Annotated in this window: 23 protein-coding genes; 13 read left to right on the forward strand and 10 right to left on the reverse strand. The window is 74.5% G+C overall.

The features are described 5' to 3' along the window. Window positions 1-244: 244 nt before the first annotated feature. A complete protein-coding gene (locus tag AB0N63_RS13115) occupies window positions 245-988 on the reverse strand; it encodes an SOS response-associated peptidase (protein WP_365528021.1) in 744 nt (247 codons plus the stop codon). Between the two features lie 1,624 nt (window positions 989-2,612). On the opposite strand from AB0N63_RS13115, the gene AB0N63_RS13120 reads away from it, so the two are divergent. Next, complete coding sequence (locus tag AB0N63_RS13120; protein WP_365528024.1) at window positions 2,613-3,050, forward strand: NlpC/P60 family protein; 438 nt, start codon at window positions 2,613-2,615, stop codon at window positions 3,048-3,050. Between the two features lie 90 nt (window positions 3,051-3,140). On the opposite strand, the gene AB0N63_RS13125 is transcribed toward AB0N63_RS13120, so the two are convergent. Next, a complete protein-coding gene (locus tag AB0N63_RS13125; protein ID WP_365528026.1) occupies window positions 3,141-3,953 on the reverse strand; it encodes an SAM-dependent methyltransferase in 813 nt (270 codons plus the stop codon). Between the two features lie 242 nt (window positions 3,954-4,195). Here AB0N63_RS13125 and AB0N63_RS13130 point away from each other — a divergent pair, with 242 nt between their 5' ends. The 3 genes from AB0N63_RS13130 (at window position 4,196) to AB0N63_RS13140 (ending at window position 6,831) form a co-directional block, all read left to right on the forward strand. Continuing rightward, window positions 4,196-5,524: a SpoIIE family protein phosphatase gene (locus AB0N63_RS13130; protein ID WP_365528029.1), complete on the forward strand. Its 1,329-nt coding sequence runs from the start codon at window positions 4,196-4,198 to the stop codon at window positions 5,522-5,524. Window positions 5,525-6,079: 555 nt separating this feature from the next. Further along, a complete protein-coding gene (locus AB0N63_RS13135; protein ID WP_365528032.1) occupies window positions 6,080-6,304 on the forward strand; it encodes a hypothetical protein in 225 nt (74 codons plus the stop codon). 161 nt (window positions 6,305-6,465) lie between these two features. Continuing rightward, complete coding sequence (locus tag AB0N63_RS13140; protein WP_365528035.1) at window positions 6,466-6,831, forward strand: STAS domain-containing protein; 366 nt, start codon at window positions 6,466-6,468, stop codon at window positions 6,829-6,831. Window positions 6,832-6,956: 125 nt separating this feature from the next. On the opposite strand, the gene AB0N63_RS13145 is transcribed toward AB0N63_RS13140, so the two are convergent. Together AB0N63_RS13145 and AB0N63_RS13150 are read right to left on the reverse strand one after the other, a co-directional pair. Next, complete coding sequence (locus AB0N63_RS13145) at window positions 6,957-7,520, reverse strand: hemerythrin domain-containing protein (protein ID WP_365528037.1); 564 nt, start codon at window positions 7,518-7,520, stop codon at window positions 6,957-6,959. Window positions 7,521-7,705: 185 nt separating this feature from the next. Beyond that, on the reverse strand, window positions 7,706-9,010 hold the full coding sequence (locus AB0N63_RS13150) for a cytochrome P450 (RefSeq protein ID WP_365528040.1): 1,305 nt from the start codon (window positions 9,008-9,010) through the stop codon (window positions 7,706-7,708). 224 nt (window positions 9,011-9,234) lie between these two features. Between AB0N63_RS13150 and AB0N63_RS13155 the strand changes: the two genes are divergently transcribed. The 3 genes from AB0N63_RS13155 to AB0N63_RS13165 all read left to right on the forward strand — a co-directional run bounded on the left by AB0N63_RS13155 (window position 9,235) and on the right by AB0N63_RS13165 (window position 12,449). Then, complete coding sequence (locus AB0N63_RS13155) at window positions 9,235-9,768, forward strand: DoxX family protein (protein ID WP_365528043.1); 534 nt, start codon at window positions 9,235-9,237, stop codon at window positions 9,766-9,768. Window positions 9,769-9,824: 56 nt separating this feature from the next. Beyond that, a complete protein-coding gene (locus AB0N63_RS13160) occupies window positions 9,825-10,361 on the forward strand; it encodes a hypothetical protein (protein WP_365528046.1) in 537 nt (178 codons plus the stop codon). A gap of 135 nt (window positions 10,362-10,496) precedes the next feature. After that, window positions 10,497-12,449, forward strand: coding sequence for an MFS transporter (locus AB0N63_RS13165; RefSeq protein ID WP_365528048.1), 1,953 nt, complete (start codon window positions 10,497-10,499; stop codon window positions 12,447-12,449). Between the two features lie 92 nt (window positions 12,450-12,541). On the opposite strand, the gene AB0N63_RS13170 is transcribed toward AB0N63_RS13165, so the two are convergent. Next, on the reverse strand, window positions 12,542-12,715 hold the full coding sequence (locus tag AB0N63_RS13170; protein WP_078624809.1) for a CsbD family protein: 174 nt from the start codon (window positions 12,713-12,715) through the stop codon (window positions 12,542-12,544). Between the two features lie 146 nt (window positions 12,716-12,861). Between AB0N63_RS13170 and AB0N63_RS13175 the strand changes: the two genes are divergently transcribed. Continuing rightward, window positions 12,862-14,475 carry a right-handed parallel beta-helix repeat-containing protein gene (locus tag AB0N63_RS13175; RefSeq protein WP_365528051.1) on the forward strand — a complete coding sequence of 538 codons (1,614 nt, stop codon included), beginning with the start codon at window positions 12,862-12,864 and terminating at the stop codon, window positions 14,473-14,475. Window positions 14,476-14,494: 19 nt separating this feature from the next. On the opposite strand, the gene AB0N63_RS13180 is transcribed toward AB0N63_RS13175, so the two are convergent. Then, window positions 14,495-16,030, reverse strand: coding sequence for an MFS transporter (locus AB0N63_RS13180; RefSeq protein WP_365528053.1), 1,536 nt, complete (start codon window positions 16,028-16,030; stop codon window positions 14,495-14,497). A gap of 261 nt (window positions 16,031-16,291) precedes the next feature. On the opposite strand from AB0N63_RS13180, the gene AB0N63_RS13185 reads away from it, so the two are divergent. From AB0N63_RS13185 to AB0N63_RS13200, 4 genes are all read left to right on the forward strand, one after another. Then, the gene (locus AB0N63_RS13185; protein ID WP_365528056.1) at window positions 16,292-16,756 is read left to right on the forward strand and encodes an ATP-binding protein; all 465 of its coding nucleotides are present in this window, start codon (window positions 16,292-16,294) and stop codon (window positions 16,754-16,756) included. A gap of 167 nt (window positions 16,757-16,923) precedes the next feature. Next, window positions 16,924-17,763, forward strand: a complete 840-nt coding sequence (locus tag AB0N63_RS13190; RefSeq protein WP_365528058.1) for an MBL fold metallo-hydrolase — start codon at window positions 16,924-16,926, stop codon at window positions 17,761-17,763. A 169-nt stretch (window positions 17,764-17,932) separates the two neighbouring features. After that, window positions 17,933-19,303 carry a polysaccharide pyruvyl transferase family protein gene (locus AB0N63_RS13195; protein WP_365528060.1) on the forward strand — a complete coding sequence of 457 codons (1,371 nt, stop codon included), beginning with the start codon at window positions 17,933-17,935 and terminating at the stop codon, window positions 19,301-19,303. Beyond that, complete coding sequence (locus tag AB0N63_RS13200; protein ID WP_365528062.1) at window positions 19,303-20,757, forward strand: FAD-dependent oxidoreductase; 1,455 nt, start codon at window positions 19,303-19,305, stop codon at window positions 20,755-20,757. Before AB0N63_RS13195 ends, AB0N63_RS13200 begins: the two co-directional genes overlap by 1 nt. Here the strand turns inward: AB0N63_RS13200 and AB0N63_RS13205 are convergent. Further along, window positions 20,745-21,065: a hypothetical protein gene (locus tag AB0N63_RS13205; protein ID WP_365528064.1), complete on the reverse strand. Its 321-nt coding sequence runs from the start codon at window positions 21,063-21,065 to the stop codon at window positions 20,745-20,747. The two genes, AB0N63_RS13200 and AB0N63_RS13205, sit on opposite strands and share 13 nt — an antisense overlap. A gap of 250 nt (window positions 21,066-21,315) precedes the next feature. Between AB0N63_RS13205 and AB0N63_RS13210 the strand changes: the two genes are divergently transcribed. Further along, window positions 21,316-22,161: an RNA polymerase sigma factor SigF gene (locus AB0N63_RS13210; RefSeq protein WP_365528067.1), complete on the forward strand. Its 846-nt coding sequence runs from the start codon at window positions 21,316-21,318 to the stop codon at window positions 22,159-22,161. 105 nt (window positions 22,162-22,266) lie between these two features. Here AB0N63_RS13210 and AB0N63_RS13215 read toward each other — a convergent pair whose 3' ends face one another. The 3 genes from AB0N63_RS13215 to AB0N63_RS13225 form a co-directional block, all read right to left on the reverse strand. Then, window positions 22,267-23,925: a catalase gene (locus AB0N63_RS13215; protein ID WP_365528069.1), complete on the reverse strand. Its 1,659-nt coding sequence runs from the start codon at window positions 23,923-23,925 to the stop codon at window positions 22,267-22,269. A 176-nt stretch (window positions 23,926-24,101) separates the two neighbouring features. Beyond that, window positions 24,102-24,350, reverse strand: coding sequence for a hypothetical protein (locus AB0N63_RS13220; RefSeq protein WP_365528072.1), 249 nt, complete (start codon window positions 24,348-24,350; stop codon window positions 24,102-24,104). Between the two features lie 10 nt (window positions 24,351-24,360). Beyond that, window positions 24,361-25,308 carry a DMT family transporter gene (locus AB0N63_RS13225; RefSeq protein ID WP_365528075.1) on the reverse strand — a complete coding sequence of 316 codons (948 nt, stop codon included), beginning with the start codon at window positions 25,306-25,308 and terminating at the stop codon, window positions 24,361-24,363. Window positions 25,309-25,505: the final 197 nt, after the last annotated feature.

Here is a 25,505-nt window from a genome sequence, read left to right on the forward strand (position 1 = left end):
GCCCGGGTGCAACGCGCCCGGTCACGGGGCGTCCGGGGCTTCCGGCGGCCCGTCCGGCGCAGCCTCCTCCGGGCGAGCACAGGGGACGCGGCGGCTCGTCCGGCCGGTGGCGGGGCGCCACGACGGCGACCTGGTGCGCGGTGCGCGGTGCGCGGGCCAGCGTGTCACGGCGGCCGGATGCGCTGACGCGAGGCACCGGGGCGGTGGCTGACGCACAGGGGCGAGGTGTGCCAGGGCGCGGGCGTCAGGGCGCGAGTTCCTCCAGCAGTTCCGGGCCGTTGTTGTGGACGTCGTTGACGGCCGTGGAGACCGGGCGTGCGGTCAGCCGGCCGTCGGCCGGGGGGCTGAGCAGACGGCGCAGTTCGCCCGGGTCCTGACGGCGCGGGTCGAGCCAGCCGGCGTAGTGGTCCGGGGTGAGGGCGAGCGGCATCCGGGGATGCACGCGGCCGGCCGCGTCGGTGGCGTCCGTGGTGATGACGGTGCAGGTGGTCAGCCAGGCGGCCGGATCGTCGTCCCGGGTCACCGACGGATCGCGCCAGTACTCGTAGAGCCCGGCGAGCGCCATGATCCCGCCGTCCTCGGGATGGACGAAGTACGGCTGCTTGCGCGCCCGGCCGGAGCCCTCGGCCTTGACCCGCTGCCACTCGTAGAACCCGTCGGCGGGCAGCAGGCACCGGTGCCTGGCGAAGGCCCGGCGGAAGGCGGGCTTCTCGTGCACGGTCTCCACCCGGGCGTTGATCAGCCGCGAACCGATCTTCGCGTCCTTCGCCCAGGACGGCACGAGTCCCCAGCGCAGCGGTCGCAGCTCACGGTGGACCGCGCCCGGCTCCTCGCCCTCGCGCGGGGCGTGCTCCAGTACGGCCCACACCTCGTCGGTCGGAGCGACGTTCCAGCTCGGCCCCGGCGCGGCGGGCGCGTGCCACTCGGCCGCACCGAAGTGCCGGGCCAGCTCATCGGGGCTGCGGGTGGAGACGTAACGGCCGCACATGGGGCCAGGGTGCCACGGCCGGCGGTCGCGTCGCGCGAGGAGACGTCCGGCGTCGTGCCGTGCGGGCCGCCGTCCGGGGAGCTTCGGGCCGACCGGACCGACCGATCACGGGAAGGTCACGAACGTACCGGACATTCCTCGCCCGAACCTTCACATGAGGCACACACGTTCGCTAGGTTGCCGTCCGGGCCGCACGATCGTCTCCGGCGAACCGCGCCGGGTCGGCGGCCGGCCTGACGGTCGGCCTCGCAGGGCGGCCGACGGAAGGAGCACGTCTTCCTTGGCGCCGGAACGAACCTCTCGCCCGGAGGGCATCAGTGTGCCGGGCCCGCGCGACTCGGCCCGGCCACCGGCCGCGGGCGACGACGGCCCCAGCCCGGCCGAGGTACGGCGGCAGGTCAGCAGCCTCTACGACCGGGCCGAGGCCGCGACGGGGAACTACAACGCGACCCGCGCGATGAGCAGGAGCGGCGGGCGGACGCGGTCCGGCCCGTCCTCGCGCGGCGCCTCCCCCGGGCAGTCCGATCCGGCGCTGGACGCCGTCGCCCGGCGGTGGTTCGACGCGGCCCGCGCGCAGTCGGGGCCGTCCGTCCCGGCGGCCCTGCCGCCCGGCCGCCGGCCGCGGCCGGGCAAGGCGCGTCCGGCGGGGGCGAGGGGGGACGCGGCGCGGCCCCCGGCCGGTGAGGCCGTGCTCACCCGCCTGGACGCGGCCCCGGCGCGGCGGGAACTGCCGGCCGGCATGCCGACGACCGCGCGGATCCCCGAGCTGACGGCAGGCCCGTCCGCACCGACGCCCCCACCCCTCTCCCCCACCCGCCCGGAGCCGAGCGCGGGGGCGTCCCCGGGGACGCTGCCTGACGCAACGCCGGCAGACCGCCCGACGGCTCGATTCCCGGGAGCCGACGCTCCGGTGGCCTACGGCCCGGACACTGCCGGTCCGGTTGCTGATGGTCCGGTTGCTGATGGTCCGGTTGCTGATGGTTCGGCCACCGCTGGTCCGGTGGGACCCGGTACGGCGGGAGGGGCCGCGGCGGCGTTCGGCCCGACCGACGGTGACAATCCGTCGAGCACCGCTCCGGCCACGGGCGGCCCGCCGGCGCTCGGCGAGGTCTTCGCGGACCCCGTCCTCGGGAACCTGGGGTTCGCAGGCCCCGTACCGGCGGCTCCGCAACCCGGGTTCCCCGGCTCCGGAAGACTGATCCCCGAGGCCCCAGGAGTCGGGAGCGCCGGCCTCGGGGCCCCGGGCCTCGGCGGCCCGGAGCCCTCCGGCGTCTGTGCCCCCGGCGGGCCGGTCGCCGCGGCTCCCGGGTACCCCGCGGTCTTCGCCTCGCCCGGCGGCGGTGGTCCGGTGTCCGCCGGTCCCGCACCCGGTGAGGCGGTGGCGGGTGCGTTTCCCGGCGGGCCGCTTCCGGTGCCGCCGACGCCACCCGCCCCAGGTCCCGCACCGGCCGGCACCGCGCCCACCCCGTTCGGCCGGTCCCGGCAGCCGGTGTCGGGGGCTGTCAAGGAGCGGTCGCGGCGGAAACTCCTCCAGGCCCGTGAGCTGCTGTCCCGGCAGGGCACGCCGCCGTGGCAGAGCCGGTACCCGACTCCGGGAGAGCCCACCGCCCCTCTCCCGCCTCCGGTGCCCGGAGGGCCCATCGCCCCGGCCGCCGAAGGGACGTTCACGGAAGCCCAAGCCCCGGACGCCGGGGCCGCGTACGCGGGCAGGGCCGCGCGAGCCCTCGGCTTCGCCCGGGCGCAGATCGGCCGGCCGTGCGTCCAGGGGGCCAGCGGGCCGGGGTCGTACGACTGCTCCGGGCTCACCCTGGCCGCCTGGCGGACGGCCGGGGCGGCGCTTCCGCGCACCGCGCAGGAGCAGGCCGGCCACGGCACGCAGGTCCCGCTCACCGGACTCGAACCCGGCGACCTCGTCTTCTTCCACGCCGACGCCGGGCACGTCGGGCTCTACACGGGCGACGGCACGATCGTGCACGCCCCGGGGCCGGGAGCGACCGTACGCGAGGAGTCGGTCTTCTTCGCCGGGGCACAGGCCATCCACAGCGCACGGCGGCCCGCCTGAGCGTCCCGGCACCCAGCCGCCCCGGGCCCTGTCCGCCCAGGCGCGCGGAGCGGACGGCTCGCGTCCGCCCAGCGCCCCTTGCGGCCGACGCTACGCGTGCTTGCGGCCCACGCCCGCGTACACCCAGTACCGGGACGGGTTGTCCGGGACCTCCTCGGCCCGGTCGGGGCGCCACAGCGGGACGTAGACGAGGCCGGGTTCGGCCAGCTCGAAGCCGGTGAACAGGGACTCGATCTCGGCGCGGGAGCGGGCGGTGACCGGAGAGGTGGCCCGGTCGCGGTAGAGCTGCCCGACGGCGGCGGCGGTGTCCGGCCGGTCCTCGTCGGTGGCGTGGGTGAGGGCCAGCCAGCCGTCGGCGGGCAGCGCCTCGCGGAAGGCGGCGACGATGCCGGCCGGGTCCTCCTGCGGGGTGATGAAGTGCAGGATCGTGATCATCAGGACGGCGACCGGCTGGTCGAAGTCGATCAGTTCACGCAGCCGCGGCGCCGCGAGTATCCCCGCGGGGTCGCGTATGTCGCCGGTGACGATCGTCGCGTCCGGGTTGTCGGCGAGCAGCGCCTCGCTGTGCGCGACGGCCACCGGGTCGTTGTCGACGTAGACCACCCTGGCGCCCGGACAGGCGGCCTGGGCGACCTCGTGGACGTTGCCCTGGGTGGGGATGCCGGACCCGAGGTCGATGAACTGGCGGACGCCCGACTCCACCAGGAACCGCACCGCGCGCCCCAGGAAGGCGCGGTTGGCGCGGGCCAGCGTGCGCACCTGGGGGTCGATGGCCGTGAAGGCCGCCACCGCCTCCCTGTCTATCGCGAAGTTGTGCTCCCCGCCCAGCATGGCGTCGTACATGCGGGCCACACTGGCCTTGCCCGGATCCACGACCTGCGGCAGACCGTCCCCGTCCGGCATGACAACTCCCCTGAAGTCCGGTGACCTTGACTGTGACTGGGCATCATATAGTTGCCCCCAGCACACGCCACCGTCTCCGTCACCGACCGGCCCGACCTTCCCCCCCATCTCCGCACCGACCCCCTCCGCCGCTACCCGGCCCCACCCGGAAGGCAACGACCCTGCGGAACACAGAACGCAGTGAGCCGAGCGAGCCGCCCGGCCCCAGTGCCGCCGCCCGTGCGCGCGACGGCGTCTGCCTGGTGGCACCGCAGCGCCGCCGCGGGTACTTCTCCCCCGCGGCCGACGCCATCGGCTCCGAGCTGGACCTGGAACTGACCGGCCGTCATGTCGTCCACGCGCTGGCGCCGGCCTTCTGCGACGCGGCCTCGGTGTACCTGCTGCAGCGCTGGCTCCTGGAGGAACAGGCGCACCGGGCGGCCGATCCGCCGCAGATCGAGGCGCGCCGGCTGGCCCTGCGCATAGGGGCGGACGCCGCCGAGGACTGGGAGCCCCTGCTGCCGGTCGGCGAGGTGCTGGTCTTCCCGCGCGAGACGCCGTACGCCCGTGCCCTCGCCACCGGGCAGACCCAGCTCCTGGACGGCATGGACGGGCACACCTTCGAACGGCTGCGCAGGGCCGGTCCGAACGACAGCGGGGTGAACGCCCTGCTGCGCAGCGCCTCCTTCCTCATCGTGCCGTTGCGGCTGCGCGACACCGCCGTCGGGTTCATCGCCTGCACCCGCGGCCCGGACAAGGGCGGCTTCACCCGCCGCGAGGCCGTGGCGGTCGAGTCGCTCGGCGCCCGGGCCTGCGTCGCGCTCGACAACGCCCGGCGCTACCAACGCGAGCGGCGCACGGCGCTGGCCATCCGGCGCAGTCTGCTCCCCGAGACCGGCCAGACCTTCGAGGGCTGCCGGGTCGCCCACGGCTACCGGCCCGCCGGCCAGGACAACGTCATCGGGGGCGACTGGTACGACGTGCTGCCCCGGTCGGGCCGCCGGCTCGGGCTGATCGTCGGCGACGCGATGGGGCACGGCCCGGAGTCGGCCGTCGCCATGATCCAGCTGCGGACGGCGGTGCGCACACTGGCGGCGCTGGACACCGGCCCGACCGAACTGATGCGACGCCTCGACGCGGTCGCCGGGGACACCCCGGGCGCCTCCTTCGCCACCTGCATGTACGCGGAGTGGGACGCGGAGCTGCGGACCTGCACCTTCGTGGGGGCGGGCCATCCGCCGCCGCTGGTGCGCGGGTACGGGGGCGCGGCGCTGCCGGTGGAGCTGGCCACCGCCGGGCTTCCCCTCGGGCTCGGCCCGGGCCGCTACGAGCCGACCGTGCTGCACCTGACCGAGCCGACGCTCGTGCTGCTCTACAGCGACGGCCTGGTGGAGTCCCGGGCCAGCGACATCGACCAGGGCATCAGCCGGCTCTGCCGGGCGCTGGACACCGGAGCCGACGGGCTTCCGGACCCGGGGCGCCCGGACGCCCTGCCGTCGCTGTGCCGGCGGCTGCTGGCGGACCCCGGGCCCGACGGAGTCCGCGACGACCGCACCCTGCTGCTGGCGGAGCTGACGCCGGGGAAGAACTGAGCGCGGCGACCGACCGGGCCGCTTGTCGGACGAACGGCAGGGGCCGTTCGGGCGCTGTCCTCACCTGATGCGGTGAGGGAGGCGGCCGGAGGCGTACACAGGGGGCGCGCACACCGTTACTCGGGCATGGACAGCACTTCTCGCGCGACGTCTCGCGCCGCCCTGCCCCCGACGCCTCCGGGCCGGGCGGCCGCGCACCGGCCGCATACGGATCAGCCCGCCGCACCGCTGCTGCGGCCCTGGGGCGCCGGAGCCGGCGGCCTCCTCCCCCCGCCCGGAGCAGCCGTCGTTCCGGCGGTGCCGGTGCCCCGCGGGATCCCCGGCCTGTGAGGGGGCGGTCGGCATGAGGGGCGAGGGCTCGCGGAGACGGTGCTCGGGAGGTTCGCCCATGGGGCCGCGGCGGGGCCGGGCGGCGTGCTCGTCGTGACGTCGGGGCGCGGGTGAGGGCCCGGCCCCGCGCGGGCGCGGGCACCGGTCGCTCACGGGGTGGTGACGGCGAGGTCACGATGGCGGACGAGGGCTTTGCCGAGGCGGCGGCCCGTCGTTGAGGGCGGCATGGAGAGGTGGGAGGACGGCGGCTGTCCCTGGTGCCGCTCGCTGCTCGGTCCTGCTCAGGGCACGTCCCTCACCGGCCCGGGCGCCCGCTGCGGAAACGATCGTGCAGAGGCCCGGCGTGCGGGGCCGGGGGCCTGGCTGGAGCGTGCGTACCTGGTCATGCCGCCCATGGCGGCGCTCACCGCGGTGGCCGCGCTCATGCTCACGGTGACGCCGGCGGCCTGACGGGGCACCGCCCCGGACGGCGGGCGGTCCCTCGCCACGCGCCAGCCGCCCGGTCGGCCCGGGCGCTTCTCCCCGCCGCCGCCCCGGTCCTCGCGAACCCTGCCATCATGGTCACCCGGCCCACTGGCCCTGGCCAGGTGTTCACGAGAAGTGAGGAAAGAGTGGCAGAGACCGAGGGAGCGTCGGCAGCCGACCGGCTGCTGATCACCCGTACCACGGCCGAGGACGGCACCTGCGTCGTGACGCTCGTGGGCGAGGCCGACCTGGACAGCAGCGCGCGGCTGCGGGAGACGCTGCTGTCCTGCCTGACGGCCGCGCCCGCCACGGTGGCCGATCTCGGCGGCCTGACCTTCATGGACTCCAGCGGCATCAACGCGCTCATCTCAGCCCACCAGGCGGCGCAGGCGTCCGGGGCTCGGCTGTCGCTCGCGGCGCCCCGCGAGGCGGTCCTGCGGGTGCTGGAGCTCGTCGGCCTGGACACGCTCATCCCCTGGTACCCGACCGTCGAGGCGGCGCTCGCCGCGTGACGGCGACAGCACGGAGGGGCCCGGACGGCGTCGGGCACACGCGCGGGGCCGACCGACCACGGAGGTCACGGCCGCCCCGCGCGGGGCGGCCGACGGCGCCCTGCCCGCCGGGCCCGCTCCGGACGTCAGCCCGTCTTGCCGCGCCCGGACAGCGCGTCCCTGATCCGGTCGACCATGCCCGTGCCGGGCGCCAGGAGCCTGTTGCCGGGCGGAGTGTCGGGGGCGGCGGGGTGCGGGCGCGTCGGCGCTGTCTTCTTCGCCGAGCGCACCTTCTCGCCCAGCTCCTCCAGGTCCTCCGGGCGGGCGGCTTCCCGCAGCCGGGGAAAGAGGTTCTGCTCCTCGTCCGTGACGTGCTCGCGGATCTCCCGCATCAGCCGGCCCATGAACTCGTCGAACCGGGGGTCGTCGGCCCCGCAGCCCTCCAGTTCCTTCATGGTCCGCTCCGCCTCGGAGTGGTCCTCGATCTCCCGGTCGGCGATCTCGTCGCCGTCGTGGAGGTACTGGCGCACCGCCGGGTACAGGTGCATCTCCTCGGCCACGGAATGGCGGACCAGTTCGATCGTGGCCTGGTCGGCGAGGTCCTTGCGCCGTTTGTCGCCCACGGGGAGGGCCTCGATCTGCGCGAAGATCTCCTCCACTTCGCGGTGGTCGGTGGTGAGTTCCTGGATGACGTCTCCGCCGTGTCCCATGGCAGGGCACTCCTTGTCAGTTGTCCGGTTGCCCGGTTGTGCGGTTCCGGCGCTGTCCGCCGGTGTGCGTTCGGTCGTTCGCCGTGCTTCGTTTCCTCGTTCGTCGCGGCGTCGTTCGCCGTGCGTCGTCCCGTCGTGCGCCCGGTGGACGGTCCGTGGGGCGCCTTCGGGGCGTCTTCGGGCGGTCAGCGGCGGGAGCCGCCGGCGCCCGCCGTGGCCGCGGTGGGTTCCGCACGCGGCTCCGGCGCGCGGACCCCGCTGATCACGAAGCCGCTGCGCGGGCGCGTCGGGACGCGGCGCAGCGGGATCCGCAGGTCCTGCTCGGGCACCTCGTACTCCAGGCGGGCCAGCCGCACCGCCAGCGTCTCCAGCAGGCCGAGGACGACGCCCTCGCCGGGGCAGCGGTGGCCGGTGCGCGGGTCGCCGCCGCCCTGCGGGACGAGTTCGTCGCGTTCGGCCGGGTGCTCCACGAAGCGCTGCGGGCGGAAGGCGTACGGGTCGCCCCACAGGGCCGGGTCGTGGTTCTGGCCGTACACGTCCAGCAGGACCATGCCGCCCTCCGGGACCGACCGGTCGTGCCAGGACAGGTCCCGGGCGGCCAGGCCGCCGAGGAACGGGGCGAACGGGTAGAACCGGCGCACCTCGTGGGCGAACGCGGTGGCGTACACCGGGTCGCCGTCGCGCAGCCGGTCCCGCACGCGGGGCCGGCGGTGCAGGGCGTGCGCGGCGAAGGCCACGAACCAGCTGACGGCCACAGTGGGCCGGACGACGTTCAGCAGTTCCACGGCGGCCAGCTCGGGCGACAGCGGTCCACCCGGGGCCTCGCGGTGCGTGGCCACCCGCTCCAGCATGGAGCCGGGCTCGGCCGCGCTACGGCCGGAGCGCACGTCGCGTACCAGGCGGGCCAGTCGGCCCTCCTGGCGGCGCCGGGCGCGGCGGGCCCGCCAGTGGCGCGGTCCCGGCGTGGCGAAGCCGTCCACCATGGCGATCAGATCGCGGGCCACGGCCTCGGCCTCGGCGTCCGGCAGCGAGATGCCGGCCCAACGGTACGCGCCGCGGGTGAGCACCACGGCGGCCTCGTCGAACAGGACGGCCCGCGGGCGCCGCGACCATCCGGCGACGGCCTCGTCCCAGGCGGCGCCGACCTGTTCCACGACACCCGCGACGCGGTCCGCCTGGAGCAGCGGCAGGAACAGCGTCTTGCGCGCGCGGTGGGCGGTGCCGTCCAGGGTGTGCACCGCCCCGTGGCCGAAGAGGGTGGCCTGCACGGGGCCGGGGATCGCGCCGTGGCGGCGCACGTTGCGCTCGTCGTAGAAGAAGCGCACGGCGTCCGGACCGCGCACGGCGAGGACCGGCTTGCCCAGGAGGCGGGTGGTGACCACCGGCTCGCCGCTCTCGCGCATGCGCTGCGGCAGCCATCCGTAGCCGCCGGCGAGGAGGGCGAGCGTCTGGTCGGACAGCGGGTGCGGGGGGCGTCGTTCGGCGTCCATGCGGGTGCGGGTGCCCCGGGGCCGGAACCTGGAACCTGCGGGCCGTTCACGACGGAGGCGGCGCGCCGTGCCGTACGGCGCGCGCCCGGCCGCCCCGGCGTCACGAGTGGGCGGCGCCGACGCGGACCGCAGCGGCACCCCCGCTTCACCCGGTCGGCTCGATTGCATGTGTCCGGCCCGGGAACCCGGTCAGCGCCGCACGTCCCCTCACCTCTGGAGAGGCCATGAGTCTGCTGCGTCTGGCCGGTCGTCCCCTGCTGGCGTCGATGTTCGTCGTCGGAGGCATGAACTCCGTGCGCAGCCCCGGAGCGGTGGCCCCGCTCGCCGAGCCCGTCGTCCAGCGGATCAGGGAACGGGTGCCGGTCCTGCCGGAGAGCACCGAGCAGGTCGTACGGCTGAGCGGTGGCGTCCAGGTCGCCGCCGGCGTCATGCTCGGCCTGGGGCGCGTGCCCCGGCTCGCCGCCCTGGCCCTGGCGGCGACCCTGGTGCCGACCACGCTGGCCGCGCACCGCTACTGGGAGATCGACGACCCCGGCGAGCGCGCCCAGCAGCGCATCCACTTCTTCAAGAACCTCTCCATGCTCGGCGGTCTGCTGATCGCCGCCGACGACACCGGCGGAGCGCCTTCGCTGCTGTGGCGCGGCCGGCACTCGGCGCACGAGTTGCAGCGCCAGGCCGCCGTGATGGGCCGTACCGTCCGCGCGACCGCGCGTCCGGCCGCCGTGGCCGGCGGCATCCGGGCCAAGCTGCCCTGCTGACCGGCCCCATCCGCCCGAACGGTCCGGTCGGCCGACGGAGAAGGACACCGAGACACATGAACGACGAAGGACGCGCGGGCACCCTGTTGCCCGGGTTCGCCGGGCCGAGCGGGCACACCCTGCTCGGCATCTACCTCAACGACCATCTGGCGGGCGCCACCGTGGGCATGGAGCGCTCCCGCCATCTGACGACGTCCTGTCGGGGCACCGAGATCGGCGACGCGATGGAGCCGATCACCGCCGAGATAGCCGAGGACCGCAGATCCCTGCTCGCGCTCATGCGCACCCTGGATCTGCCGGTGCGGCGCTACAAGGTGTACGCCGGGCGGCTCGGCGAGCGGGCCGGGCGGCTCAAGAGCAACGGCGCGCTGATCCGGCGCTCTCCGCTGAGCACGCTGGAGGAGCTGGAGCTGCTGCTGATCGGCGTCCAGGGCAAGGCCTGCGCCTGGGAGGTGCTGCGGGGGCTCGCCGAGCGCGACCGGCGGCTCGACGCGGCGCAACTCGACGGCCTGCTGGAGCGTGCCCGCGCACAGCTCCGCACCATCGCGGACCTGCGGCTGCGTCAGGCGGAGCTGACCTTCCGCGCCCCGTGACCCCGGGCGCGCCGCGGGCGGTCCGACGTCCACCGCGTGCGCCCCGCGGCTCGGCGTACTGGCCACTGCGTGTGGCCCACATCCATTGCTCGTCCTTGGTTCTACAGGCCAGACTGATAAACCTATTGTTATGACGTGGACGTCGATGAAGCCGTGACAGCGCGCTCGGCGCGGCCGCCGGGCCCCGGGTACAAGTGGGTGGCGCTGTCCAACACCACGCTCGGGGTCCTGATCGCGACGATGGACGCCTCCATCGTGATCATCTCGCTGCCCGCGATCTTCCGCGGCATCGGCCTGGACCCGCTCGCCCCGGGCAACATCGGCTATCTGCTGTGGATGATCCTCGGCTATCTGCTGGTCTCCGCCGTCCTGGTGGTGGTGCTCGGACGGCTGGGCGACATGTTCGGCCGGGTGCGCATCTACAACCTGGGCTTCCTGGTCTTCGCCTGCGCCTCCGTCGCGCTGTCCCTGGATCCGTTCCGGGCCGGCGCGGGCGCGCTGTGGCTGATCCTGTGGCGGATGGTGCAGGCCTTCGGCGGCTCCATGCTCACCGCGAACTCGGCCGCCATCCTCACCGACGCCTTCCCGGCCCGGCAGCGCGGGATGGCCCTCGGCGTCAACCAGATCACCGCGCTCGCCGGGCAGTTCCTCGGCCTGCTGGCGGGCGGTCTGCTCGCCGCGGTCGACTGGCGCGCGGTGTTCTGGCTGAGCGTGCCCATCAGCGTGACCGGGACCATCTGGTCGTATCTCAGTCTGCGGGAGACCTCGACGGGTCGGCGCGGCCGGATCGACTGGCCCGGCAACGCCACCTTCGCCACCGGCGCCGGGATCCTGCTCGCCGCCCTCACCTACGGCATCCAGCCCTACGGCGGGGCCGCGACCGGCTGGGGCAACCCGTGGGTGCTCGCCGGTCTCTCCGGCGGCGCCTTCCTGCTCGCGCTCTTCTGCCTGATCGAGAGCCGGGTCGCCGAGCCGATGTTCCGCCTGGGGCTGTTCCGGGTGCGGGCGTTCGCCGCGGGCAACCTGGCCGCGCTGCTGACGGCGATCGCGCGCGGCGGGCTCCAGTTCATGCTGATCATCTGGCTCCAGGGCATCTGGCTGCCGCTGCACGGCTACGACTTCGAGGACACCCCCCTGTGGGCCGGGATCTTCATGCTCCCGCTGACCGTCGGGTTCCTGCTCGCCGGACCCGTCTCGGGCTACCTCTCCGACCGCTTCGGAGCCCGGCTGTTCTCGACGACGGGACTGCTGCTGGTCGCGGCCTCCTTCGCCGGTCTTCTCGCGCTGCCGGTGGACTTCGCGTACGGCCCGTTCGCGGGGCTGCTCCTGCTGAGCGGGTTCGGGCAGGGCATGTTCTCGGCGCCCAACACCTCCTCGATCATGGGCAGTGTGCCGCCGGAGTACCGGGGCGTGGCCTCGGGAATGCGCTCCACGTTCCAGAACTCCGGCACCGCCCTGTCCATCGGGGTGTTCTTCTCCCTGATGATCTCGGGGCTGGCCGCCTCGCTGCCCGCGGCGCTCGGCGACGGCCTGGAGGCGCACGGGGTGCCGTCCGGGGCGGCCGAGCAGGCGGCCTCGCTGCCGCCGGGGAGCACGCTGTTCGCCACCTTCCTCGGCGACAACCCGATCGAGCACCTGCTCTCCGCCGGCGGCACGCTGGATCAGCTGTCCGCGCCGCAGCGGGCGACGCTGACCGGGCACGCCTTCTTCCCGCGGCTGGTGTCCGGTCCCTTCCACCACGGGCTGACCGTCGTCTTCGGCGTCGCCGCCGCCATGGCTCTGGTCGCCGCCTTCGCCTCCGCGCTGCGCGGCGGCCACCGGCGGCTGCCCGACACGGCCAGGCGGGGACACGCGCCGGTGCCGTCGGGCCCGGCGCAGCGCGCGGGCGCTCCGCGTGACGGGGAGACGGCGCCGGACCGCGCGTCGGACGGGGGTACGCCGTCCGAGGCGGCGTCCGCGGCCACGACTGCCCCGGCCGGGGCTCCCCCGGCGAGGACGCCCGCCGTCAGGGCGACCGGCGAGGACGGTGACGAACCGTCCGCTGGCACGCCGACGGGGTCCCCGTCCGTCGGACGGGGACCCCGCTGAGAGGCGTCGTGTGAGAGGTGCCGCGCGGGACGGCCGTCAGGGCTTCCGCGCGACGTGTCCAGGCCGTCGCCCGGACCCTGTCCGGAGCCGCCTCACGGCTTGAAGGTGTCCTTCGCCTTCTCCTTGGCCTGCCGGGCGTCGCCCTTGGACTTCTCGGCCTGGCCCTCGGCCGTCATGCGCTCGTTGCCCAGCGTGCGGCCGATCGTCTCCTTGGCCTTGCCCTTCATCTGTTCCTTCTTGGCCTTGCCCTTTTCGTCACCAGCCACTGTCGCTCACTCCAAGCCGCAATCGACGTCGGTGTTCACGGCGTCGGGTGTCCGGTGCGGCGTCCGGCAAACCCGCGATCCGGCCGCCGTTGCCCGCATGAGCGCCCGGGGTACCCGGCGCGCAGCAGCCGGGAAGGAGCGTTGCCATGCCCGAGACCCTCACCGTCGACGCCCGCGAGCACGGCCTGGCCGGCGACGGGGTGACCAACGACCAGCCGGCTTTGCAGCGCCTGGTGGACGAGCTGGGGGCGGCCTGCGCCGCCGACGGGCGGCCGCGGGTGCTGCGCGTGCCGGCCGGTACCTATCTCATGCGGGACCGGCCCACGCTCTGGCGCAGCGGCGTCTCGCTGATCGGCGCCGGGCGGGGCGCCACCCGCTTCGTGCTGGCCAATCCCGGCGCGCGGACGACGCCGGTGCCGCTGGCCTGGTTCACCGCCGCCCAGCACGGCGCGGGACGGGACAACTTCCTCGCCGACCTCACCTTCGCCCACTTCGAGATCGACGGCTCGGGCGTGCAGACCGAGGAGTACGACGTGCTGGCCAAGGGGCTCGGGATGCAGTACGTGCTGCGCGGCCGGTTCAGCGACCTGTACATCCACGACACCGCGGCCACCGGTTTCGGCTGCGACTTCCTCCAGGACACGGTCGTCGAGGGGGTGCTGGTCGAGCGGTGCGGGCGGCAGGACGGCGGCGGGCAGATGGGCGGCGCGGGGATCGGTATCGGCATCGGCGGCTGGGGGCGCGTCGAGCGGCTCACCGTCACCGCGTGCACCGCCACCGGCAACGGCACGAACGGGATCTTCCTGGAGCTGCAGAACAAGGACTGGCCGCTGACCTGCGGCATCCGGATCACCGCCTGTCACGCCGAGGGCAACCGGTTCGGCATCTCCGACTGGGGCGCGGACGGTCTGCTGGTCACCTCCTCGACCATGATCGGCAACCATGAGGCCGGGTTCGACGTGTCCTCGCAGGGCACGTCGAAGATCGGCGGCCGGGGCGGCATCGTGACCGGCTGTGTGATCGACGGCAACGTCCGCGACGGGGTCGGGCTCGGCAACACGCCGGGACCGTACGCCCTGCGCGGCAACCGGATCAGCGAGAACGGGCGGTACGGCTACTGGGAGCACAACCTGGCCGGCGGTGACGAGGAACCGGCCGTGGACATCGTCCTGGAGGCCAACGACATCCGGGACAACGCCCTGGACGGCGTCCGCTTCGACGCGGCCGTGCGGGACGCGGCGATCGTCGACAACCGCATACGCGACAACGGCCGCCGCCAGGCGGGCGCAGCCTCGGGCGGTGGCCCCGGAGTGCGCTGTACGGCGCTGTCCCTGACCGACGACCACGCCGACTGGCCGCCGGACGGGCACCGCGGCAAGGAGGTGACCGTGGGCGGGCAGAGCGCCGTGGTCACCCGCAACTCCGCGACCGAACTGACCCTGGCCCCGCGCCGGCCCGGCGCGGACACCGCCTGGTGGGACGGTGTGCCCGAGCCCGGGGCCCGCTACGAACTGCCGCCCACCGTCGCGGTGCGGGCCGGGCTGGCCGTCGACGGCACGGTGACCCGGGCGTGGCTGGACGGCAACAGGATCGGCGACGACCAGCCCGTCAGGACACAGACGCACGGCCTGCGCATCACGCCGTCCGGGACCTGGACCGACTGCCGGGTGTTCGACAACGACCTCGGCGGAAACGCCGTGTCGGCCACTTGCTTCGAGGCGCCACCGGCCGGTGGCCGGTGGCGCCACAACGACGAGTAGAGCGGGTGGAGGGCGACCGTCATCCGCCGTTCGGCCGGGTCGCCCCCCGTTCGGCCTCCCGGCGCCGGCCCTCGCGGCCCGGGGCGGCGGGGGCCGGCCGGTCCGCGGGGCCGCCGACGCGGTCGTGGCGCAAGTCGGCGAGCGCGACCGCGAGGGCCGCCAACAGGGCCACGAGCGCGGCGCCCACCGACAGCGCCACCGCCTCGCGGTAGTCGCGGCCGGAGAAGGAGAGCACGGTGTAGAACAGGCCGGGCAGGGCCGCCGTGCCGATCGCGCCGCCGAGGCGCTGCCCGGTCTGGAGCGCACCGCCCGCCGCCCCGGCCATCCGCACCGGCACGTCCCGCAGGGTCATGGTGACGTTCGGGGAGATCACGCAGCCGCTGCCGAGGCCGCCGACGAACAGGGCGGGCGCGGCGAGCCAGGTCATCACGCCGGCGGGCGCGGACCACAGGATCCAGGCCGCCGCACCGAGGCCCGCGACCACTCCGACCAGCCCGCACAGCGTGAGCAGCCGGCCCAGCCGCTCCACCAGCCGCCCGGAGAGCACCGCGCCGGCGGCCGAGCCGATCGCGAACGGCGTCACGGCGAGGCCCGAGCGCAACGGCTCGTAACCGAGGCCGTTCTGGAAGAACAGCGCGAACACCAGCCAGACCCCGCTGAACCCGACGAAGTACAGCGTGCCCACGGCCGTTCCGGCGGCGTAGCCGCGGGTGCTGGTGAGCAGCCGGGGGTCCAGCAGGGGCTGGCCTTCGCGGGCCGCGACCCGCGCCTCCCAGCGGGCGAAGGCGGCCAGCAGCACCAGGCCCACCGGGAACAGCCACCACAGCCGGCGCAGTCCCCCGCTCTCGGCGAACACCAGGGGCAGCATCAGGGCGAGCACCCCCACGCCCAGCAGGGTCACGCCCGGCAGGTCGAGCCGTTCCCGGCGGCCGGGGGCGACGCGGGGCAGCAGCCGCAGCCCGAGCAGCAGCGCGAGGACGCCGACGGGCACGTTGACGTAGAAGATCCAGCGCCAGCCCTGGGCGCCGTGCGCGAGGGCCAGGATGAGGCCGCCGGTGACGGGGCCGACCGCGCTGGAGACGCCCACCGTCGCGCCGAACAGGCCGAAGGCCCGGCCGCGTTCCGCGCCGCGGAACATCTGCTGGATCAGCGCGGAGTTCTGCGGCGCGAGGCAGCCGGCACACGCCCCCTGCGCGAGCCGGGCGGCCACCAGCCATCCGATGGTGGGCGCGGCACCGGCCGCCGCGCTGCACAGCACGAAGCCGGCCAGGGCGCCCAGGAAGATCCGGCGGCGGCCCATCGCGTCGCCGAGCCGGCCGGCCGGCACCAGGACCAGGGCGAACGCCAGGGCGTAGCCGGAGACCACCCACTGCACGGAGGCCGCCGAGGCGTCGAGGTCGCGCTGCATCGAGGGCAAAGCCACGGCGACGATGGTCACGTCGAGCAGACTCATGAACCCCGTGGCCAGGGTGACCCACAGGGCCTTCCAGCGCCGGGGGTCGGGGGCGCCCGCCGGCCGGCCGCCGGATCGGTCCGGCCGTGCTTTGCTGTTCACGAACGCTCCTCCCGGTCGCGGCCCGAGCACACGCCGGCCGTCGCGGCCGTGCGCCGAATGGCGCGTTCCCCCAGGGCGCCGGGCGGAACACCTCGATCACACGATCGTCCTCCCCCACGATCGTCGCTTCCGGCGGCCGGGGCCACTTCGGCGACCGGGCGGCCTCTCGCCCGTCCGGTCGGCTTCGGACGGTGAACACCGGGTAGCCGTAGCGAGGTCAGAGAGCACGAACCACGACGAGCGGCACAAAACGGTACTCCTATGATCACCCCTCTGGGTAAGAAGGCGCCGGACGGGCGCGAGCGGAACCGGCCCGCCGCCGCGCTGCGCTACGGGGCCGCCTGGGTGGCCGGGGCCGCCCGTACCGCCGACGCGCGGCGGGCCGTGCACGCGTTCCTCGCCCTGGCGGCGCGGACCGCCCACGCCCCGGTCACCAGCCGGGCCGAACAGGACGCGCAGCTCGTGGTGAGCGAGCTGGTCGGCAACGCGCTGCGGCACGCGCCGGGACCGTGCGGTCTGCTGCTGGAGCTGTCCGAGGACCTGGCCCGGCTCGGTATCACCGTCTGGGACAGCTCCCCCGCGCTGCCGCTGGTCCACGAGCGTGACGGGACCCGTGTCGGCGGGCACGGGCTGTTCCTGGTGCGCTCGTGCAGCCGGGCGCTGAGCACCGTCCCCCGGCCGAACGGCAAGCTGGTCACCGCCGAGGTGGCCTTGCGGTCCCTGTAGGCGAAGCGGCACGGGCGGCGGCCGCGGTGACCTGCCGTGCCCGGGCACAGGGCAGTTCCGACGCGTATGGACGTCTCCCGGCGCGGGTACTCCGCACGGCGTACGCCTACGGCGAAGAGACACGCACACCACGGACGGGCCGCGCCCGTCGGGCAAGGAGGAGCCCCATGGCCGCCTTCGACGACGCCCTCGACCTGCACTTCATCGGCACCGCGACGGTCCTCGTGCGCTACGGCGACCTCACTCTCCTGACGGACCCCAACTTCCTGCACCGGGGCGAGGCGGCACACCTCGGGTACGGGCTGGTGAGCCGACGCGTCACCGAACCGGCCGTGGACGTCGCCGACCTGCCCCGCCTGGACGCGGTGGTCCTCTCCCATCTGCACGGCGACCACTGGGACCGGCGGGCGCGAGGACGACTGGACCGCTCGGTGCCGATCGCCACCACGCCGCACGCCGCACGCCGGCTCAGCACCTGGCAGGGGTTCCACCGGGCGGGTGGTCTGCGCACCTGGGAGAGCGGCGTGTTCCGGCGCGGCGGGTCCCAGGTGCGGGTGACGGCGCTGCCCGGCCGGCACGCGCTGCAACCGGTGCTGCGGCGGCTGCTGCCGCCGGTGATGGGCGCCATGCTGGAGTTCGGCCCGACCGGTGGCCCGGTGCGACAGCGTCTGTACCTGTCGGGCGACACCCTGCTGTACGACGGCCTGGACGAGATCGCCCGCCGCTTTCCCACCGCGGACCTGGCCGTGCTGCACCTCGGCGGCACCCGGCTCCCCGGCGGCTTCGTGGTCACCATGGACGGCGCGCAGGGCGCCGAACTGGCCCGCCGCCTCGACGCCCGGCGTGTGATGCCGGTGCACTACGACGACTACCGGGTCTTCCGCTCCCCGCTGAGCGACTTCCTCGCCGAGGCGCGCCGGCTGGGGCTGGCCGAGCGGCTGGTCCACTGCCCGCGCGGGCAGCACGCCCGGCTGCTGCCACACGCCGGCCGCGCCACGGTCCACTGACCCGGCGGAACCGCCCCGGCGGCCCGGCGGTCGGCCCCCGACCGGACAGGCAGGGGCTGCCGGACGGCCGTGAAGGTGTTTTCCTCGTCAGGTGAAGGCAACTCGGCCCGCGCACCCGCCCGGGACTGTCCGCCCGGCCACCTCCCGCCCCACGCAACCGGAGTTCCGGATGACCACCTCACCGCACCGGCCGCCCGGCCCGGGAGCCGCCCCGCGCATCGGCCTGCTGGGCTCCTACGGCGGCTACAACATCGGCGACGAAGCCATCCTCCAGTGCGTCCTCGGCTGTCTGCGCGGGCACCGGCCCGAGGCGCGGCTGATCGTCTTCAGCCGCGACGCCGAACACACCCGCGCGCACCAGCCGATGGCCGACGAGGTGGTGCCCTGGGAGGGCGTCCCGCAGAAGCAGGTCGCCGACGTGCTGGCCGGGCTGGACCTGCTGGTGCTCGGCGGGGGCGGCATCCTCTACGACGGCGAGGCGCGCCGCTATCTGAAGCTGGTGCGCGCGGCGCAGACGCACGGGGTGCGCACGTTCGCCTACGCGGTCGGCGCGGGGCCGCTGCACGAGAGCGACGACCGGGAGGCGGTGCGCACCGTGCTGGCCGACATGGACGAGGTGGTGGTGCGCGACCAGGAGTCGCGGCTCGTCCTGGAGGAGGTCGGCGTCGAGCGGGACCTCGTCGTCACGGCCGATCCGGCGCTGCTGCTGCCGCCCGAGCCGTTCACCGCGGAGATGATGCGCCAGGAGGGCGTGCCGGCGCACGCCCGGCTGGTGGGGATGTCGGTGCGCGAGCCGGGGCGGGCCGCGGAGAAGCTGGACGAGGGCGACTACCACGCGCTGCTCGCGGACGTGGCCGACTTCCTGGTGCGGCGGCTGGACGCCCATGTGGTGTTCATGCCCATGGAACGCCACGACGTCCGGCACGCCCATGCCGTGCTGTCCCGGATGACGGCGCCGGACCGGGGCCGGATCCTGCACAGCGCCTACACGCCCGGGCAGGTGCTGGGGCTGATGAGCCACCTGGACCTGGTGGTGGGCATGCGCCTGCACTTCCTGATCTTCGCGGCCGTCTCCGGGTTGCCCGTGCTGCCGCTGCCGTACGCCGGGAAGGTGTTCGACTTCGCTCGCCGACTGGGCGCTCCGGCGCTGGTCGGGGTGGCCCGTGAGCAGGTGGGGCTGCTGCTGGCGGAGGTGGACCGGCTGTGGGACGAGTTCCCGCAGCGCCGGGTGGACCTCGGCACCCGGGTCCGCGAGCTGCGGGAGCTGGCCGCGGAGACCTGCGCGCGGTGCGGGGCGCTGCTGGACGACATGGACCGGCGGGCGGGACGCCCCGTTCCGCCCCGGACCGGATCCGCCGGCCGCGAGGACGGGGACGGAGACGGGAGCGAAGGCCGCGCGGAACCGTCCGGCCCGGCCGGGGACATCGTGGCGTCCGCCGGGGAGACGGCCGGCGGCGCGGCCGTGGCGGGCTCGTACGGGCCGGAGCTGCTCGGCACGGCGGCCGAGGGCGGCGCGGCCGGCGGCGGGCGGGACGTCTGATGCCTGTCCTGCGCCGGCCCGGGCAGCCGCGGACCGTGGGCCTGCCGCCGCGCACGGCCCAGCACGCGGGCCGCACGGACGTGCTGGTGGTGGGCGGCGGACCGGCCGGGACCGCCGCCGCGTGGGCGGCGGCCGGCGCGGGCGCCGAGGTCACCCTGGTCGAGCGGTACGCGTTCCTCGGCGGCAACGCCACCGTCGCGCTGGTGATGCCGCTGATGTCGTTCCACAACGAGCACAAGCAGGCGGTGTTCGGCGACGACGGCGCCCGCGACCGGCTGCTGCCCGCCGACCACGGCGAGGGCGAGCCGGTGGTGGCCGGCTTCCTGTGGCGGCTGCTGGACCGGCTCGCCGCGTGCGGGGGCTGCATCCCGCCGTCCCTGGAGACGGGCTACACCGTGCCGTTCGACCCGGAGCTGTTCAAGCTGGTGCTGCTGGACCTCATGGACGAGGCCGGGGTGGAGATGCTGTTCCACTCGTTCGCGTCCAGCGCGCTGCCGCTGGAGGACGGCTGGCGGGTGGTCTTCGAGACGAAGTCGGGGCCGGTGGTGATCGACGCGGGCGTGGTCGTGGACGGCACCGGCGACGGCGACGTGGCGGCCGCGTGCGGGGCGCCGTTCGAGGTGGGGCGCTCGGAGGACGGGCTGGTCCAGCCGATGACGCTGATGTTCCGGATGGCCGACTTCGCCCAGGAGCACTTCAGCCGGTACGTCCACGAGCACCCCGACCAGTGGCGGGGCGTGCACGGGCTGTGGGATCTGGTGCGGGAGGCGACGGAGGCGGGCGAGCTGCGGCTGCCGCGTGAGGACATCCTGTTCTTCGGCACGCCGCACCCGCACGAGGTGGCCGTCAACAGCACCCGCGTCACCGGCGCGCTCGGCATCGACGTGTGGGACCTGAGCCGGGCTGAGTGGACGGCGCGGCGCCAGCTGGCCGAGATCGACCGGTTCCTGCGCTCGCGGGTGCCCGGCTTCGAGACGGCGTACGCGGTGCAGAGCGGCACCCAGATCGGGGTGCGCGAGACCCGCCGGGTGATGGGCGACTACCGGCTCACCGGCTACGACATCCTGGACGCCCGGTCCTTCCCGGACGTCGTCGCGCACGGCGCCTACCCCATCGACATCCACAACCCGGAGGGCAGCGGTACCGTGATCAGGCGCGTCCCGCGGGGCCGGTTCTACGACATCCCGCTGCGCTGCCTGCTGCCGTCCGGGCTCGACCGGCTGCTGGTCGCCGGGCGGTGCATCTCCGGTTCGCACGTGGCGCACTCGTCGTACCGGGTGATGCCCATCGCGATGGCGACCGGCCAGGCGGCGGGGGTCTGCGCCGCGCTGGCCGGCCGGCTGGGGCGCGTCCCGCGCGAGGTGCCGTACGCCCTGGTGCAGCAGGAGCTGGCCCGGCAGGGGGCCCGGCTGCGGCTGCCAAAGGGCGGGCGGGGCGCCGTTCAGAGCGTGTAGGCGTCGGTGTCCAGATCGCGCCGCCCGCCGCGCAGCTCGTAACGGGCGCGCAGCACGGCGGCGGCCTTCTCGCGGGGCACCGCGACCAGCCCGAAGTGCTGCCGGGCGTACTCCAGGACGTCGTCGACGGTCACCCGCCCCCGCGCGGCGCGCCCGGTGCGGCCGGGCTGCCCGTCGGCGAGGGCGCGGCGCCGGGCCGTGATGGCGATGTCGGCGGCGACCCCCAGTTGCGCCCGCACGTGCCGGGCCTGCCGTGCCGCCCGCTCGCGCGGCGACCGGCCGCCGAGGCGATGGACCAGACGTCTCATCCCAACCCCCTGTCCGTACGGCGCCGCGCCCCGGACGCGGGGGCGCGGCGCGCTGCTCGTCGTGTCGGGCGGCGGTTACCCCGGCCCGCGCCGATCAGGCCTGACGGCCGGGGTGGGGGCGCCGGGAAAACTCGCCGGGAAATAATGAGTGTGAGGTTTCGCGACGGGGGTAGACGCTGCGGAGTCCGCCCGTGATCACGGGGCGGGCACGGCAGGGAAGACGCATCGGCTGGCAGAGGAGGACCGCACGATGGCGGTGACCACAGAGGTGAAGGCGACTCGGGCTCGCACGGAGCTGCCGGAGGTGGCCGACCCCTCCCAGGTCGCGCCGACCGACGCGCGGGCACTGTCGCGGGTGTTCTTCGACCGGCTGGCGCACCTGGAAGAGGGCACGCACGAGTACCAGTACGCCCGCAACACGCTGATCGAGATGAACATGTCCCTGGTCCGCTACGCGGCCGGCCGGTTCCGCAGCCGGGGCCCGCAGGAGATGGAGGACATCGTCCAGGTCGGCATGATCGGGCTGATCAAGGCGATCGACCGGTTCGAGCTGGCGCGCGAGGTGGAGTTCACCTCCTTCGCGGTGCCGTACATCGTGGGCGAGATCAAGCGGTTCTTCCGGGACACGTCGTGGGCCGTGCACGTGCCGCGGCGCCTGCAGGAGGCGCGCGTCGAGCTGGCCAAGGCGACGGAGGAGCTGAGCAGCCGGCTGGGGCGCAAGCCCAGCACCAAGGAGCTGGCCGAGCTGATGAACCTCCCGGAGAACGAGGTCGTCGACGCGATGGTGGCCTCCAACGGCTACACCTCCGCCTCGCTGGACGCGGCGGTCAGCGGCAGCGAGGACGGCGAGAGCATCCTGGCCGACTTCATCGGCGCCGAGGACATGGCGATGGAGCTGGTGGAGGACGTCCACAGTCTGGCCCCGCTGCTGGCCGAGCTGGACGAGCGGGACCGGCAGATCATCCACATGCGGTTCGTGGAGGAGCTGACCCAGGCGCAGATCGGCGAGCGGCTCGGCATCTCCCAGATGCACGTCTCGCGGCTGCTGAACCGGCTGCTGGCGCGGCTGCGGCAGGGTCTGCTCACCACGCGCTGAACCCGCCGCGTGAGCTGAGCCCTTCGACGAGGGCCGGGCGCCGCCGTTCCTGGGGAGGTGGGCGGTGCCCGGCCCTTTCGCGTGCCCGGCCGCGGGCCGCGCCGGTCAGCGGGCGACGACGTGGCGTTCGTCGGGGACGCAGTGGGTCATGGTGAGGCCCTCGACGTCGCGCGGCGGGTTCTTGCCGAGGTCGGCCAGGCGCTTGCGGTCCTCGTCGGTGAGGTCCTGGCCGGGCAGCGGCTCCAGGTGCGCCACGTCCTCGGGCGAGATGCCGAGGCCCTTGCCGACCCGCAGCCCGAGGTCGTTCTCGACCATCAGGAAGTGCCAGACCATGCGCTCGCGCACCGGACGGTCGCACTGGGAGAGCTGGTCCACGAAGTTCTTCACCAGGTCGTCGCGCTCCCAGTCCTCCAGCAGCAGATAGCGCTGGCCGGCCTGGAGGTAGTCGTTGGCGCGCGGGATGCGCCTGCGGGTCAGCCGGCCGCGGATCTCGGGGCCCTGCTCGTCGTGGCGCGGGAGCGGGGCCTCCTGGAGGCCGCCGGTGATCGACGGCTCGTAGTTGACGATGGGGTTCGCCCCGCCGCCGTCGATGTGGTACGTCATCTGGCCGTCGCGCTGGTTGGTGTGCACCGGCGCGTTCTTCGGCTGGTTGACCGGGAGCTGGAGGTAGTTGGGGCCGACCCGGTAGCGCTGGGTGTCGCTGTAGGAGAAGGTCCGGCCGACCAGCATCTTGTCGTCGGAGAAGTCGAGGCCGTCCACCAGTACGCCGGTGCCGAAGGAGATCTGCTCGTTCTCGGCGAAGTAGTTCTCCGGCATCCGGTCGAGGACCATCCGGCCCACGGGCCTGGGCGGGAAGTCCTGCTCGGGCCAGGTCTTGGTGTCGTCCAGCGGGTCGAAGTCCAGCTCCGGGTGGTCGTGGTCGTCCATCATCTGCACGAGCAGTTCCCACTCGGGGTACTCACTGCGCTCGATCGCCTGGTACAGGTCCTTGGTGGCGTGGCCGAGGGACTCCGCCTGGACGTTGGCGGCGTCCTCCTCGGTCATGCTGCGCACGCCCTGTTTGGGCATCCAGTGATACTTGACCAGGACGGTGCGGCCCTCCTCGTCCACCCATTTGTAGGTGTTGACGCCGAAGCCCTGCATGTGCCGGTAGTCGGCGGGGATGCCGCGCGGGCTGAACAGGTTGACCAGCATGTGCATGGACTCGGGGGTCTGCGACATGAAGTCGAAGATCCGGCGGGGCTGCTGCTCGAAGGTCACCGGGTCGGGCTTGAGGGCGTGGATGACGTCGGGGAACTTGATGGCGTCCCGGATGAAGAAGACGCCGAGGTTGTTGCCGACCAGGTCCCAGTTGCCGTCCTCGGTGTAGAACTTCACCGCGAAGCCGCGCGGGTCGCGGGCGGCTTCGGAGGAGTCGCGGCCGCCGATCACGGTGGAGAAGCGGACGGCGACGTCGGTGCGCTTGCCGCGCTCCTGGAACAGCTTGGCCCGGGTGTAGCGGCCGATGGGTTCGTCGCCCCAGGCGCCGTACGCCTCGAAGTAGCCGTAGGCGGTCACGCCCCGGGCGTGCACGACGCGCTCGGGGATGCGTTCGCGGTCGAAGTGGCTGATCTTCTCCAGGAACTGGTAGTTCTCCAGCGTGGCCGGGCCGCGGGCGCCGACGGTGCGCTGGTTCTGGTTGTCGTGGACGGGATGGCCCTGCCGGTTGGTGAGGACCTTCCGGTCGTCGCCCGGGGCGGCGCCCCTGCTGGATACGTCCGTCATGGCCGTGGACTCCTTCGACTTCGACTCGTCCTGCGGTTGCGGCGCGGATCGCGGGCCGCGCGGCACTCGCCGTCCGGCGCGGTGCGGCGGTCCGGGCACCGCCGGATACCCGGCTTGCCCCGTCTCACGCGGATACGACCACCTTCGCACCCCTCGGCTGCCGCCAGCGGCCGGGGTTAGGCCGAACGGCGCGCCGGCCCCCGGCCGGGGTGCTGGGTCCACAGCCGCCAGGCCGACCACAGCCACAGGGTCCCGAAGGACGCCAGCAGGGCGAGCAGGACGAGGACCTGCCGTACGTCGGCGTCATGGCCGAGGACCGCCGCGACCAGCGCCACGGTCCACAGGCCGGTGCCGGCCGCGTACACGTCGTACAGCCGGCGCAACCGGACCGCGGCCGGCGGGGAGGGAGCCACCTCAGAAGTCATGCGCAGCCGGTTACCCCGCCCGGCCGTCGGTATGACCGTCCGGCCCTTCCGGGCGGGCGAGTTGGGGCGTCGTGCCGGCCGGAGCGGTGGCGGGCTCCTCGCCGGCGAGGGTCTGCTGCGCGTGCGGGACGACGCGGGTCAGGCGTACGACGCCCCACAGGATGAGGCCGGCGCCGCACAGTTCGGGGATCAGCCAGATGCCGGTGCGGATGTGCTCCTCGAAGAGCAGGACGCCCAGCAGCAGGCTCACGGTCGCGTCGCCGATGGTCAGCGCCGGCTGGGAGGCGGCGAGCGAACCGGCCTGGAGGGCGTTCTCCAGCAGCAGCAGCGAGGCGATGCCGAGGACGGCGAACCCGTAGGTCTGCCAGGTGACGAGGAAGACGGCGAAGCCTTCGGTCTCCAGGGTGGCGCTCGCGGACTTCAGCATGGCGGCGGTCAGCGCGTTGCCGGTGGCCGCGGCGGCGGCGAGCACGGCGGCCCGGAACAGCGACGAGCGCGACGCGCGGGCGAGGACGACGGCCGCGGCCATCACGCCGAGGCCGACGGCCAGCGCGGGCATCCAGCGCACCATGGGCGCCTGGTCGTGCGAGCCGGACGGGTCGGCGGCGACCAGGACCATCGCCAGGCCGCCCACCATGGCCCCCACGGCCCACCAACCGGGGGCCGGCAGTCCCCGGCGCATGAGCAGACCGGCGATGAACAGGGCGAACGGCAGTTCCATGATGAACAGCGGCTGCACCAGCGCCATCGGGCCGTTGACCAGCGCCAGCGCCTGGAACATGGCGGAACACACCACACCGGCGATGCCGGCCAGCCACACCGGGTGCCGGGCCAGGGCGAACAACAGCCGCAGGCCGCCGCCGGCCGGTACGGTGGCGGCGGCCTTGCGCTGGCAGGCCGTGCCGACGGCGTTGCTGGCGGCTCCGAGGAGGGCGAAGCACGCGGCCAGTCCGATCACAAGCCCACCATGCCCGACCGGACGCGTCCCGTCCTGCCGGCACGTCCGGAGGGCGCCCTCCGGACGGCTCGCCGAGACCCATCACCCGACCTTTGACAACCCATAACCTCGCCTTATGACCTCATAGACGGGACCCCGGTACCGACTAAGGCTTGCCTCAGTTTAGGGTTGCGGTCGAGTCGTCCGCCGCTCGAAGG

The organism is Streptomyces sp. NPDC093260 (genome assembly GCF_040683715.1).
Classification (GTDB): Bacteria; Actinomycetota; Actinomycetes; order Streptomycetales; family Streptomycetaceae; genus Streptomyces; species Streptomyces sennicomposti.